7 protein-coding genes are annotated in these 14,428 nt (G+C 60.0%); all 7 read left to right on the top strand.

The annotated features are described in order from the left end of the window. Positions 1-140: 140 nt before the first annotated feature. The 7 genes from E6X30_RS08450 to E6X30_RS08420 all read left to right on the top strand — a co-directional run bounded on the left by E6X30_RS08450 (position 141) and on the right by E6X30_RS08420 (position 14,303). The gene (locus tag E6X30_RS08450; protein WP_316336015.1) at positions 141-1,814 is read left to right on the top strand and encodes an RHS repeat-associated core domain-containing protein; all 1,674 of its coding nucleotides are present in this window, start codon (positions 141-143) and stop codon (positions 1,812-1,814) included. Next, a complete protein-coding gene (locus E6X30_RS08445; RefSeq protein ID WP_016663479.1) occupies positions 1,790-2,227 on the top strand; it encodes a hypothetical protein in 438 nt (145 codons plus the stop codon). Before E6X30_RS08450 ends, E6X30_RS08445 begins: the two co-directional genes overlap by 25 nt. A gap of 717 nt (positions 2,228-2,944) precedes the next feature. Further along, on the top strand, positions 2,945-4,255 hold the full coding sequence (locus tag E6X30_RS08440; protein ID WP_016663478.1) for an RHS repeat-associated core domain-containing protein: 1,311 nt from the start codon (positions 2,945-2,947) through the stop codon (positions 4,253-4,255). A 1,884-nt stretch (positions 4,256-6,139) separates the two neighbouring features. Beyond that, complete coding sequence (locus tag E6X30_RS08435; RefSeq protein ID WP_016663475.1) at positions 6,140-6,577, top strand: hypothetical protein; 438 nt, start codon at positions 6,140-6,142, stop codon at positions 6,575-6,577. A gap of 489 nt (positions 6,578-7,066) precedes the next feature. Beyond that, a complete protein-coding gene (locus E6X30_RS08430; RefSeq protein ID WP_316336014.1) occupies positions 7,067-10,933 on the top strand; it encodes a phosphodiester glycosidase family protein in 3,867 nt (1,288 codons plus the stop codon). Positions 10,934-11,084: 151 nt separating this feature from the next. Continuing rightward, a complete protein-coding gene (locus tag E6X30_RS08425; RefSeq protein WP_101687265.1) occupies positions 11,085-12,887 on the top strand; it encodes an ABC transporter ATP-binding protein in 1,803 nt (600 codons plus the stop codon). Positions 12,888-12,938: 51 nt separating this feature from the next. Then, positions 12,939-14,303 (top strand): carboxylesterase family protein, encoded by a 1,365-nt coding sequence (locus E6X30_RS08420; RefSeq protein ID WP_316336013.1) that lies wholly within the window; start codon positions 12,939-12,941, stop codon positions 14,301-14,303. Positions 14,304-14,428 lie beyond the last annotated feature (125 nt).

Below are 14,428 nucleotides of genomic sequence, written 5' to 3'. Positions count from 1 at the left end.
CTTTGAGAACCAAATTGGTCTAATCACTAGCAGAAAAGAAATAGCTGCCTAACCACTAGGTAGCTCCACTACGTGTCCACGATTTGCGGGTAACCCCATCACCTCTGACGTATGCTGCGGCGTATGACGCCGCGGGTGCGATGACCACCGAGACACTTCCCGGCGGCATCACCGTCACCCACGAACTCAACGAAGCAGGCGAAGAAACCGGCCTCACCTACACCGGCCGGGTCACGGACCCTGAGACCGGAGTTGCTGCGCCTGGCGTGTGGTTCTCCTGGTCGCAGACTAATGACGTGTCGGGTCGTGTTCGCACAGACTCCTCGACATTCTCGACCGCTATCGCTACGACGGCGGGGCTGGCGCCGGATGTGGATGTGACGGAGGTGCTTGATGCGAGCCCGCTTGATTTCGATCATCGTTACACCTACGACAAGGCAGGCAATCTTGCGAAGGTTGAGGATTTGACTGGCCTGCCGGTAGGGGAGGCGACAGTGTCGCCGTATGTGGTGCGTGAGTACACGTTCACTGCGAAGGGTGCTCGTGCTGGGGTGAAAGAAACAATCCGTGCTGACGGCACCCCGACCGGTGCAGCAACCACAGGCAAGACACAGACCCTTACCTATGACACTGCTGATCGCCCGACGGGCGGGTATGTGTATGACCTTTTCGGCCGCCAGACCACGCTCCCGGCAGCACATGCTCCGAACCCCAGTGAGGGGAATATTAGCCTCGCGTATTTCGATAGTGATTTGCCGCAAAAGATCACCCAAGGCGACACCACCACAACGTTCACGCTCGATGTCTCTGCTCGCAGGCTCGTCCAAACCACGGTTACACCGGCGGGGTCAACTACGACGACGCGGCATTACGCCGATGATAGTGACAATCCGGCATGGGTGGACGTGAAGGAGCCGAACGGTGCCGTGGAGACGACCCGGTTTACGGGGTCGATTAGTGGGGATCTCGGCGCGACCATCAAGACCGACGGTGTCGCGGAGTTGACGTTGCCGAATATTCACGGTGACATCGTCACCACTGTGCCAATCTCCGCGACCGCGACCGCGGATACTCCTGCGGAGGCGATCGCTGGTTGGGCTGGGTACAAGGAATACGGCGAGGCCATTGACCCCACGCAAGCAGGCACGGTTGGGGGTCCGATTGGGTATGGGTGGCTAGGCGCGAAAGAACGCTCAACAACCGACGCCACCGCCGGTCTCACCCTCATGGGCGTACGCTTGTATAACCAGGCGACAGGAAACTTCACCTCCACAGACCCCGTCCCCGGCGGCAACTCCACGACATACAACTACCCCACAGACCCCATCAACCAGCACGACCTCGACGGCAAAAAAGGCTGGTGGAAGCGCAATTGGAGGAAAGTAGTAGGGGGTGGCGCAACCGTACTCGCGATCGGGGGTATGTTTGCATGCGGAGTTAGTGTTGTTTGCGGCGCTATCGTCGGAGGAGTGGCTGCCGGCGCTGGATATCTGTCGAAGCACTATGGACGAAAGTCATTTTCAAAATGGGGATTGGCTAGTTCCGTAGTAGGAGGCGGGGCTCTTGGCTTTTTCTCTTTCACAAAGTTTGTGCGGAATGGGAATAATCTGTTGAGAGTTGGTCGCACCTCCAAGGGTGCGCCGTGGCGTATATCGGGTGGACCGTCGTTAAAGCACTACAAGCGTCTCTCAACCTCCGCAAAGAAGAAATTGCGCAACCGTGGCTCTTTCCACTTTGAACGCAAATGGGGCGGTTGGCGAAACCATCGTACAGGCAAGGAAGTGGAGACGTGGAATTTTCGAAAGAAGGGCTAAGTGGATTGTCGGACCTGGTGCGCTCAATCATTGAGCCTGCTACGAAGCGCTTAAGTTCGTCGCTCGGAGTTAATGCGTCAGTAAACGGCGAGTTCGTTGTCTGGAACGTGGACAACGAATATGGACCGCAATTCTCGGTGAGGTACAACGAAAACCTTTTCCGGCTCTCGTTTCTTGAGTTTGGTCTTGTTTATCCGGTGCCGTCGCCTTGGAGCGAGGAGATGTTTATTGAGGTAGTGGAGGACATTCTCGCGATTGCAGAAATGTGCACCAAAGGCGAGTACCTCATTGGTCAGCGCAAGCGCAGGTTCTTCCCATCATACAACTTTCTTATTCTGGATTTCTTGGATGGCAGATATGTGGAGATTCCGGAAGTAGATGCATTATTTCCCACCTCTATTGTGCGACTCTAGTCTTTCTGTTAATATCAAAAGTTGTTACACGGGTGTTGTAGCCTTTCATGCAGGTAGAGCGGCGAGTTTGCCTTAAAGCGAACTGCATTTTGAGATTAGCGGAAGCGTTGAAAAAGGTGGAAATTTCGTAGTGGCGTGTGCGGTAAGAAATGTTCTTTATGATAGATATTTAGCGCGAGTGCGTTGGTTGGGAGTCGCCAAGTTAGAAGCGGAGGGGGCAAATCGTTAGTGGGAAAGGCGCGGTCGAGAATTACCGCACGGCACCGTCTGAGCCGCTCATGTCGGCCTAGGACCAGTCGCGCACGAAGGACTTGTAGTTTCGGTACTACAGCGAGAGCCCGCTTGGGAAGAGTAGGAAGCAGATACCGCAGAGGGTATGCGCACCGGGGGGCATTTAAGACTGCGGGTATTGTTAGACTCCAGTCGTTCGCGCTGTGGAGAGTGACCCGCTAAATTGGGTGAATGTGTTGAATTCTTGACGCTCGTCACGGTTTGTATCTCGCTCGCACTATTTGTTGCTGATACTGTTGTCGACATGTTCAATGCCCCCAAGGAGCTTGGGTTGTTCGCCAAATTCGTACATTGTAAAGCGCATTGGGTCGACCGAGCTAGCGACAAGACTTCTCTTGACAGAAAGCTTTTATATGGGACAGTTTTCTTTGAAGTTGTTGGGTGGGTGCTGTTGAAAGTTTCGGAGCTCCTGTAGCGAGCGGGGTCATGGATCTATCGTTGTGTGCGTCTGCGATAGCGACGACGGCGGGGCTGGCGCCGGATGTGGATGTGACGGAGGTGCTTGATGCGAGCCCGCTTGATTTCGATCATCGTTACACCTACGACAAGGCAGGTGATCTCGCGAAGGTTGAGGATCTGACTGGCCTGCCGGTGGGGGATGCGACAGTGTCGCCGTATGTGGTGCGTGAGTACACGTTCACTGCGAAGGGTGCTCGTGCTGGGCTGAGTGAAAGAATCCACGCGGACGGCCCGCTGGCCGGGACCGCCACGACGGGGAAGACACAAACACTTATCTATGACACTGCTGATCGTCCGTCGGGCGGGTATGTGTATGACGTGTTTGGGCGCCAAACCACGGTTACACCGGCGGGGACAACTACGACGACGCGACATTACGCCGATGATAGTGACAACCCGGCTTGGGTGGATGTGACACAGCCGAACGGGCTTGTGGAGACGACCCGGTTTGCGGGGTCGATTAGTGGGGATATCGGAGCCTATATCAAGACCGACGGTGCGGCAGAATTGGCTTTGTCGAGTACTTATGGCGATATTGCCACGACCGTTCCCATTTCCGCGACCGCGGTCACGGGCACCCCTGCGGAGACGATCGCTGGTTGGGCTGGGTACGAGGAGTACGGCGAGCTCGCGGATTCCGGCCAGGCGAGTACGGTTGCGGGCCCGGTTGGGTGTGGGTGGCTTGGTGCGAAAGGACGCGCGGCGAGTGATGCTACCGCGGGTCTCACCCTCATGGGCGTGCGCCTCTACAACCAGGCGACAGGGACCTTTACCTCCACAGACCCCGTCCCCGGCGGCAACTCCACGGCATACAACTATCCCACCGACCCCATCAATATGTGCGACCAGTCAGGAAAGGAAGCCTGTAAACGAAAAAAGGGAAACTCGCGGCCACAGGTATCCAAAACGCGCCGGCAAACCACTGGAAAATGGCACAATGCAAAAGAAATATGGCTCTCTGCGCTCATCTTCGGGCAGACTTTAGGTCCCAAAAAAATACTTCAAAAAACTGGATTATGGAAGAAGTTGCCAAAATGGGCACAACGGGTTGCACCCTCGGGGATTGGCATCGACCAACTACAAAAGAAGAGTTTCTGGATATGGACCGAGTATAAAGAGTGCGGAAAAGGTGGTGTCATGAAGTACTGGTACCGCGGATACTCATTTCTTCAGTATAGGGCGAAATATTCCATCCTCTATTGGAGGACTTCATGGGTTTACTTAAAGGCTCTGCACACAAGCTCAACGGGAAGGATCTCTGGAAGGCTTCCCGGTTAGCCATGAATAGTAGGCGCACGGAGGTGTCAGGCAAAATGGCTAGTGAGCCAAAAGACGAAGACTTGGAGCCCACAGAAGAGTCCGGAGAAGGCAGTAAATTTCATGGATTCCTTATTTTGATAGATTCTGCTACTTATGTGACTCTTCGCACACTTCCCGACGGGTTAACACCCGTCTCAATCGCGGTAACGGTAGTGGCCAGTATTTTGTTGGCGTATACCGGGTACGAGTTCCTTTTGAAAGAGGACAAGAAATTTTCACAAGGTGGTATATGGTTAGCCCTTGTGAAGAGCCTGAGTGTCGCTTTAGGTACATCGCTTGTGACATCAGTGTGCACTCGTTCGATAGTCCTGACGGTGATCTCTCTGGTCGCGGCAATAGTGTTTGAGCTACTTCTGCTCGGGTGGACCAGACTTTGAGATGTGCGGCGCATAAAAGTGCGATTGTGTGGCCGGTGCCAATAGTCGCTGGGGAGCGCATCCCATCGGGGTACGGGGTGCTGGAATGTCGATGAGGGGTAGGCTCCCGCTAATGTCCTGGTGGCTGAGTAAGAATTAGGAGCACTTATGTGGGCTGAGAGCAATAGATTAACCTTCCGTAAGGTGCGAAAGATAATAATGCAAATTTTGACCGAAGAAAATCCAGCAGACCTCCCCGAATTTATTCTGCAAAGTTCGTCGTCTGTCTACTCTACCGAGGCGAATGCTATTTACAGATACTCTTGCAATAACGTTCAAGAGGGTATCAGTAGTGAGCAGGTAGAACAGGTAATATATGATGCTAGCCGTGACCCGCTAGATGCTAATGCTGTAAGTCGCGCAGCGCAGAGAATCGTGGAAGCGTTAGGGTAGTGTCACTTGCGGCATGGTGGATCCGTTTATCACGTCAAAACTGAAACAGGGTCTCGGTAGTAAATTCCACTTCAGTATCCAAAATATGGATTTAGGCAATCTAGATGCGGCAAAGTAAGCAATTCGAGTCTCGGCTGCAGCGGATCACGTCGCAGCCCTCGCATTCTCGGCCTGGCGGGCCGATGCTTGCTGGGCGCGAGCTTGGTTGGTTGCCTCTGCCGGGTGTGGGTGTTAGCTGTGTAGGTCGCCCAACGCCACGGCGAGGTTGTTCTGCTCGCCTACTCTACTGTCTGCCGGCGTTGCTTTTTTGATGGTGATGCCGAGCTTTTGCCACGGATACTCCTGCGGAGACGATCATTTGTTGGGCTGGATGGAAGGAGTATGACGAGCCCGTGGAAGCCTCCGAGGCGCGTACGGTTTCAGGTCCGGTTGGGTGTGGGTGGCTTGGTGCGAAAGGACGCGCGACGAGTGATGCTACCGCGGGTCTCACCCTCATGGGCGTGCGCCTCTACAACCAGGCGACAGGGACCTTTACCTCCACAGACCCCGTCCCCGGCGGAAGCTCCACGGCATACAACTACCCCACGGACGTTGTTTCAATATTCGACCTAACAGATCGCTGCGGATCTACAAGCACGGTAGTGTGCCGGAGCGATGCAACGTGAGGTACTCGAAGTACGATAGGGATGGACGGTCGCGCATCTGCAACGGGATCGGGACAGCGTAGTTCAGGTATGTCGACTAAGAGAGGCGCAGCAGGTTCAGGCAAGCCCAACAGTTCCAGCGTAAAAGGCAGGTCTGTGGACAAGCACGACCACAGATCAGGCCGTAATCTGACGTGACGCCACCAGAGGTGGCGCGCATTCAAGAAGGCGACAAAACCACCAAGAAGGAAGCTGTAGACGCGCCGGGGAGGGTGCGTAGATACGTGCTGTGGAACCGGAAAATAGACGACGCAGTTTATGGTGGAAACAGGAAAGATGGGCCAATGTGAAACTGCTACCGCATATAGTAGCTTTTGAAGGAGGTGGCTGTGTCACAAACGTTGCCAAATGGTGCACGAACTGAAGCGGGACTCGCCAAATATTCGACGATGGATTTCTTGGAAATTTGTGAGGATAATCTCGGCACGCTTTTAAAGGGCTTGGATGGTCATCTGTACTATCTGAAGGCCGATGAGTTGAGCCGGAAATGCATTCTCAAAAATATGCGCGAAGGTGCTGCTCTATACGTCAATCCCGAGGGTTACTGGTCATCCTCTGAAGCGGAAGCGCATAGAGGGCGGATCGGAAAATGGTTTACGGGGCGCGACGGCAGCGAAATTGCGCGGCGTTATGCCGACGATAAGGCTAAATACCCTCTAGTGTACTCTGCGCTATTTTGGAGCCACTTCGATTCGAAACGAGTCCTGTATCTTGAGGGGTATTCGCTGGAACCGCTGCTTAAATTGGGTCTAGAGGAGCGCAGGTGAACTCCCTTCAGTTTGGTTAGAGGCATCATTGGAATGGCCGCAGTGCTGCTTATCTAAATGTTGGGGTCTCTAAGACGAGACCAAATGATTCCATGGTGCCGATTCTGACGGGCCCAGTACGAGTGTTTGACCAGCCCGTAGTGATGATTCATTGCGTCGCCGCTTGCTTCGCAATCCTCGCCTTCGATGCTTGCTGAGTGCGCCCGCGCCGTTCTTGGTCGTGCCGATTGCGAAACCCTCGTGGGGGTAGGTTGTTGGGTTGGGCTGGAATATAGATGTCTCGCCGCGAATTCGCACCAGTTCCCCTGAAGCGCGAGAAATAGCCACCATTCTCATCGTTGAAGCTGCGCTGGCAGAGCCACGGTGAACGATCCGTGAACTCCGGTGTTGCCGCTGGCGCAGCCTGAAATTCACCGCTTGGCAAGACGCCGTTAGGACTCGATTTCTAGCCTGAGCTTGACACTGTTTCTCGAGTTCAGGATAGAGATCATGCCCCGTATCCCCGCCCCGGGCGAGGCTGCCACTGCCGGCGCTTCGCGCTCTCGCCGCACGCGCGGTGGCCTTCGCGCCCTCGCCATTGCCGCGGCCCTCGCCATCGCCGTTCCCGGTAGCTTTGCCCTCCCCGCCGATTCCCCCTCCGTTCTCGCGCCGGCCACGGCCCAGGCCGCGCCAAGCGAAGATGACGTTGCAAAGGGTGGCGTGTTTGCGGATTCGCAGACGCGCCGCGTCGCGCCGGGCCTCGACCTCACGACCTTCTCGCGGCTCGAGAGCGCGGGCTGGAACGAGGGCAGTGTCCTGACGGCCGATCTCACCGAGCAGACCCTCTCGATGGACGTTGTTGACAACGGCAAGGTCGCAAGCCGCTCTCCGCTCGGCGAACTCATGACCTCGGGCGAGCGTGGCGATCAGGCGGTTGCCGCGATCAACTCGGCGTTCTTCGACATCAACTTCAGCGACGCGCCCGTGTACAGCTCGGTCTCGAACGGGGAGTCGGTCGTGGGTTCGGATAGTCACCGCCCCGCCTTCACGATCGTGGGTGGCAAGGCCGTCGTGCAGGCCCTTACGACCTCGGGCAAGGCCACGCTCGGCGATGGCTCCGCGATTGACCTTGCAACCCTTAATGACCCGAGCCTCCCCGAGGGCAAGGTTGGCGTATATAACTCCCGTTGGGGCTCTTACACTCTCGATCGTCCCATCGGCGGACCCGACAAGGTGAGCGCTCACGCCGCTTACGCCCTCGTCCAGGACGGCAAGGTCGTCAAGGCGAGCGGCATCGTCGAGAAGGGTGTGGGGGAGCAGGAGATCCCCGAGGGCGCGCAACTCCTCCTTGGCCGCGAAGAGGGTGCCGACAAGGTCGCGGCGCTCAAGGTTGGCGACAAGGTCGACGTCGCGATCGGCCCCGACCAAGACGTCGACATGGGCGTTCAGGGCAGCGATCAGATCCTTACGAACGGTGAGGTCATGGCCATGAACGATGATTCGCTCGTGAAGACGAGCCACCCACGCACCGCGATCGGCGTGAGCAAGGACGGCTCGAAGGTGTACGCGATCGTGCTCGATGGCCGCAGTGCCAACTCCCACGGCATGACCCTCCCTGAGCTCGGCCAGCTCTTCAAGGACCTCGGCGCGTACAACGCCGTGAACCTCGACGGTGGCGGCTCCTCCGCGATGATCGCGCGCGCCGCGGGCGATGACGGTCCCGCGGTGTGGAATACGCCTTCCGACGGTGACGTGCGCTCGGTGAGCGACGCTCTCGTGTTCTACTCGAGCGCCCCGAAGGATGAGATCTCGGATGCTCAGCTCTCGGTTGTGCTCGAGAACGAGAATGCTGTGTTCCCGGGCCTTCACCGCACGCTTGAAGGCGAAGGCCTGGGCAAGAACCTCGCCCCGCTTGCCGTTGACGGTGAGTACACCGCTGAAGGTGCGGCGACCGTCGAGAAGATCGACCAGGGCACGGCGATCGTTGAAGGTGTTGAGCCGGGCGAGGCGACCATCACCTACGAGACCGGCGTGCACATGGATTCGGTCACGATGCGCGTCCTCGGCGACCTCCTCGCGATCCGCCCGAGCGCCCGCACCCTGAGCCTCCCGGATCCCGATTCGACCCGCAACGTCACCCTCACGGGTATCGATTCCGACGGTCACCGCGCCCGCATCGAAACCCAGGACGTCAAGGTCGAGGCGAGCAAGGGCTTCACCGTGACCGATGACGGACTCGGCACGTGGACGATCGCCGGAACCGGCGATGCCGAAGCCGGCACCGTGACGTTCAGCGTGGGAGAGGTTGAGACGACGATCCCCGTGAGTTACGGGACCAAGGAAGAGCAGGTCTTTGACTTCACCGATCTCGGTGCCTTCAAGGACGGCAACGCACGCGCCGCAGGCTCGCTCGAACCCGCGAAGGGCGAGAACGGCGAGGATCCCGCAGTCCGCATGCAGTTCGATTTCACGCGGGAAACCGCGACCCGCGGCTACTACCTCATCGCGAACGAACCCGTGACGCTCGAGGGCAATGCCATCTCGTTCAGCGCGGATGTCAAGGGCGATAGCAATGGCGTGTGGCCACGCCTCGAGGTCATCGATGCGAAGGGTACGAAGACGAACATCAATGGCGACAACATCACTTTCGATGGCTGGTCGAAGGTCGTTTTCAACGTGCCGGAGGGCCTCGCGCAGCCGCTTACGGTCAACGCCGTGCGCCTCATGGAGACCCGCCCCGGTGCTAAGTACAAGGGCGACGTGACGATCGCGAACCTGACCGCCACGACGACAACGGCGGTCGAAGCTGAGGCCGGGAAGGCCATCCACGACCCGGCGTTGCTCACGGTCGGTTCGGTGGCGGATCGCCCGCAGCGCGTGGCCGTTATGAGCGATGCGCAGTTCGTGGCGCGCGATCCGAAGTCCCCCTCGGTCGAGGGCGCGCGCCGTACCCTCCGTGAGATCAAGGCGGCAAAGCCCGATCTCCTCGTGATCAACGGCGACTTCGTTGACGAGGCGACTCCCGAGGACTTCGACCTCGCAAAGACGATCCTCGAGGAGGAGTGGGACCCGTCGATCCCGTACATGTATGTTCCGGGCAACCACGAAATCATGGGCGGCAAGATCGAAAACTTTGAGAAGGCCTTCGGCGCGACGCAGCTGGATCGCAACCTCGGCCGCACGAAGCTCCTTACGCTCAACACTGCGGGCGGCTCGCTCCGCTCGGGCGGCATCGACCAGATCGAGAAGCTCGAGGAGGCCCTCGCGGAGGTCGAGCAGTCGGATGCTCTCACGGGCATCGTCGTCTTCTTCCACCACCCGCCGAGCGATCCGCTTCCCTCGAAGTCGAGCCAGCTCGCCGATCAGCGCGAGGCGCGCGAACTCGAGCGTGTGCTCGGCGAATTCCGCGACCGTTCCGGGAAGTCAGCCGCGGTCGTCAACGGCCACGTAGGCGTGTTCCACGGCTCGGCAGTCGAAGGCGTCACCTACCTCGTCAACGGAAACTCGGGCAAGAACCCCGCAGGCACGCCCGAGACGGGCGGCTTCACCGGGTGGACGATGCTTGGCATCAACCCGGGCGCAGGCAAGGTCGGCTCGAACCCGACGACCGCGGATCGCGTCGCGTGGCTCGCGGCCGAAACCAAGCCGTGGGTCGATGACCTCACGCTCACGCTCCCCAAGGTCCTCGCCGAGGGCGAGAGTGCCGACTTCAGCGCCGTGTTCACGCAGGATGGCCGCACGGTTCCCGTTGCGTGGCCCGTCACCGCTCAGTACTCGGGTAGGGGAGTTCTCGTGGACGACGGTTCCGAGGCGGCCGAGGTTGCCGACGACAGCGCCGTGATCCGCGTGAACCCCCTGACCGGCGAGGTCACCGCAATCCGCCCCGGCGAAGCCGAACTCGTCGTGACGGTCAACGGGCGCAGCCACTCTCAGTGCATCACGGTCGAGGGTGCGAGTGCTCCGGCGAAGCCGGCCCCTGAGGAGGAACCGTCGGACTCCGGCGTGGCCCCGGCCGAGCCCGCCCCCAGCGAGGCAGATCCGGCGGGAGGAGCCGAGGACTCCGATGAAGCGGCGGGTACCGATGAGGACCCGGCGGCAGGAGCCGAGGGCCCCGATGAAGTGGCAGGTACCGATGAGGACGGTGCCGCTGAAGGGCCAGCCGGCCAGGCGGAGCCACCCGCGAAGGAGGATCCCGGGATGGCAAGCGCCGATTCCGGTACGGCATCACGCCCCGCGCGAGCTACCGCTCCAGCGGCGAGCGGCCATGCGCCCCTCCCACGCACGGGCGTCGAGCTCGGCGGAGCGATCGCAAGCCTCATGTTCCTCGGCCTTGGCAGCGTGCTTCTTGCACGCTCGCGTAAGGCGAGCATGAAGTAACCAAAGAGCTCCCGATCGAGAGCTCAGGGGCGCCGGCGTCGCAGTTATCGCGAGCCGGCGCCCCACTCCATTATTGAAAGTGGGAGCAGTTCCTCACACTGCGGAAACGACGTGCGCTCGGCAACCGTCGGACCTCGCCTACCCTGGAAGGGTGAAGGCACTTTCGAGAATTTTCCGGTTTACGAGCGAGCTGTGGCCGCTCTACCTTGTGATCGTCGTGTCGGCGCTCCTGACGACCGCGATGACCCTCATCATTCCGTTCCTCATCGGCTCGGCAACCGACACCGCGACCGCGGCCGTGGCGGGGACGCTCACTCGCGACGAAGCCCTGCACGACATCATCATGACGGCCGTGTGGATTTTCGTCGCGTTCATGGCGAGTGCTCTCATTCAGAACATCGGCGGGTACTTCGGTGACGTCATGGGCAACCGCCTCCGTGCGATGCTCTCCGTTCGCTACTACGACAAGCTGCTCAACCTCCCGCAGCGCTGGTACGACGAAGAACTCACGGGAACGATTGTTTCGCGCCTGAACCGCTCAATCGCGGAAATTGGAACGTTCGCGAAGATCGCCTCAAACGCCTTCATCTCGATGATCATCACCGCGATCGCCGTGCTCGCGATCAGCGCGTGGTACTGGTGGCCGCTCGCCCTCATCCTGTTCATCATGTTCCCGCTGTACCTGTGGCTGACCTCCCTCACGAGCGTCAAGTGGCAGCGACTCGAAGGCGAGAAGAACGAGCAGATCGACATTGCCTCGGGCCGCTTTGCGGAGGTCGTGGGCCAGATCCGCGTCGTCAAGAGCTTCGTGCGAGAAAAGAGCGAACTTGCCTCGTTCACGAAGCGCTTCAACAGCACCGACGCGATCACAAAGGAGCAGTCGGTCCACTGGCACAAGATGGATGTCTACCGTCTCGCGGCCCTTAATCTCGCGTTCGCGGTGCTGTACCTCATCATCTTCATCCGCACGGTTCAGGGCGATTTCTCGGTCGGTGACATGGTCATCCTCATCCAGCTCATGAACCTCGTGCGCAACCCGATCGAGAACATGAGCTGGGTCGTGGACACGTCGCAGCGCGCGGTTGCCGGGTCGAAAGACTATTTCGCGGTCATGGACACGAAGGTCGAGGTATGGCCGACGCTTGCCGACGGACGATCGTTCCCGGAGGCGGTGGAGGGTGCCCCGCGCATCGTTTTCGACCACGTGAACTTCGCCTACGAAGAAAACCACGACGTCCTGCACGACATGAGCTTCCACGTGGACTCGGGGGAGAAGGTCGCGCTCGTCGGCGAGTCCGGCGGCGGCAAATCCACGATCGTGAACCTGATCCTCGGCCTGTACCGCACGCGCACGGGCGAGGTGCGCCTCCGCGGCCACAACGTGAACGATCTGCCGATCGACGTGGTGCGCTCGCGTGTGGGCGTCGTGTTCCAGGACGCGGCGCTGTTTAGCGGCACGATCCGCGAAAATATCGCCTACGGCCGCCCCAACGCGACCGACGAAGAGGTGCGCGAAGCGGCTCGCCGCGCGAACGCGAGCCAGTTCATCGAGCGGTTCAACGACGGCTACGACACCCTGATTGGGGAGCGCGGCCTCAAACTCTCGGGCGGGCAGCGCCAGCGCATCGCCGTTGCGCGCGCGATGCTCAAGGACGCCCCGATCCTCGTTCTCGACGAGGCAACCTCCGCGCTCGACACGAAAGCCGAGCGGCAGGTCCAGGCGGGCCTCGATGCGCTCATGGAGAACCGCACGTCGATCATCATCGCGCACCGCCTCTCGACGATCGCGGGTGTTGACCGGATCATCACGCTGCGCGATGGTCGCATCGACGAGATCGGCACGCCCGCCGATCTTGCCGCTTCCGGCGGTATCTACGCTGAGCTGCTCGCCCTGCAGAACGCGGGCGGCGCTGAGGCAAAGAAGCTGCTCGAGAGGTTCGGGATCACCGGCTGAGATCCCCAGGCAAGTCTCGAGGACGCCGAAGGGCGTTCGTACGATGGTGTCGTGACTTCCGAGCGTTTTTCACGAGAGCAGAGCATTGTGGTTGACGCGCCGGCCGGGCGCATCACCGGGTGGCGCGACGGCGAGGTGATTCGCGCGACGGGCATTCCGTATGCCCGGGCCGAACGTTTCGACAAGCCGGTTCCCGTCAACGAACTGGGATCGTTCGAAGCGCGAGAGTGGAGTCCGTCGGCGCCGCAAAACACCGTGGAGGAGCCGCCGCTTTTCGGCCCCGAGCTGCGGGATCTTGGCGTGAGCGAGGACTGCCAACACCTCTCGATCACCATTCCCGGCGACCTTCGCGAGGGTGAGAAGCTTCCCGTGATCGTGTGGATCCATGGAGGCTCGTATGTCGCGGGTGCGGGAGATTCGTCGTTCACCGATCCCGCGCGCTGGATAGTTGAGCGCCGCGTGATCGTCGTGACCGTTTCGTATCGCCTCGGGGTGCTCGGCTTCCTCGGCTCCGCGCTCGGCCCCGCGAACCTCGGCTTGCTTGATCAGGCGGAGGCGTTTCGCTGGGTGCGGCGCAACATTGCCGCGTTTGGTGGGGATCCCGCGCGAGTGACCGCTCTTGGGGAGTCGGCGGGGGCCGACGCCATCCTCCATCACGCCGCTGCGATGGGGCACGCAGTTCTTAAGGGTGGCAGTGAGGAGTTGCTCTTCGACCGCGCGATCGCGCTGAGCCCGCCGCTCGGGATCCGCGAGGGGCGAAGCCGCATGAACGCCCTTGGCGCGAAAGTGCTCGAGCAGCGAGTGGAAAAGGAGTCGCCGATCGAGGAGCTTCTCGCCGCGCAGAAGGCGATCGAGGCGGCCTCTTCGCGGTTTGGCTTCGCCGGCTCGATGCCGTTCGGCGTGCAGTACGGCCACGATCCGCTCCCGCCCGAGAGCGAGGTCGTTGCGGCATGGCACGCGATTGCGCCGAAAATTCCGTTGCTTATCAGCTCCGTGGGAACCGAGGCGAGCTTTTTCGCGCATTCAATGCCGTTTGCGCGATTCTTGCGCGGGTTGCCGCGCGTGGGGGAGCGTGCCTACTGGGCGTTCGTTGAGTACTCGAGCCGAGCGGTGTTCACGAAAGGCATCGATTTTCTCGCGCATGAGTGGGCGGCAGCGGGTGGCATCTCGCACCGCGCCGTTGTGCCGTGGAGCGTTCCCGGAAATCCATTCGGTTCTCCGCACGTCATGGACATCGCGCTCCTCTTTTCGCGCGAGGATTCATGGCGCAGCGCGCTCCCCTTCGAAGGGGCGACGTGGGAGGAGATCGACAGTGCCGGAGCGGACCTGCGCCGCTATCTCACCCAGTTCGCCGCGGGCGAGAGCAACCACCCGCTCACGCGCGAGTCGAGGAGCATCCGCGGCTTTACTGCGTAGGGCGAGCCCTATTTGCGGTGGACGTTTGCAGCCCGAGTCGCAACCGTGGGTGTGAGAACGAGTTGCGTTAGTACCTCACCTGGCTGCACTCAGTAAACGTCGAGGTCACAGTTTCATAACGATCG

Origin of the sequence: Dermabacter sp. (assembly GCF_032550575.1) — a bacterium.
Classification (GTDB): domain Bacteria; phylum Actinomycetota; class Actinomycetes; order Actinomycetales; family Dermabacteraceae; genus Dermabacter; species Dermabacter hominis.
The sequence above is the reverse complement of the archived record's forward strand: the minus strand, read 5'-3'. Positions and strand labels throughout refer to the sequence as shown.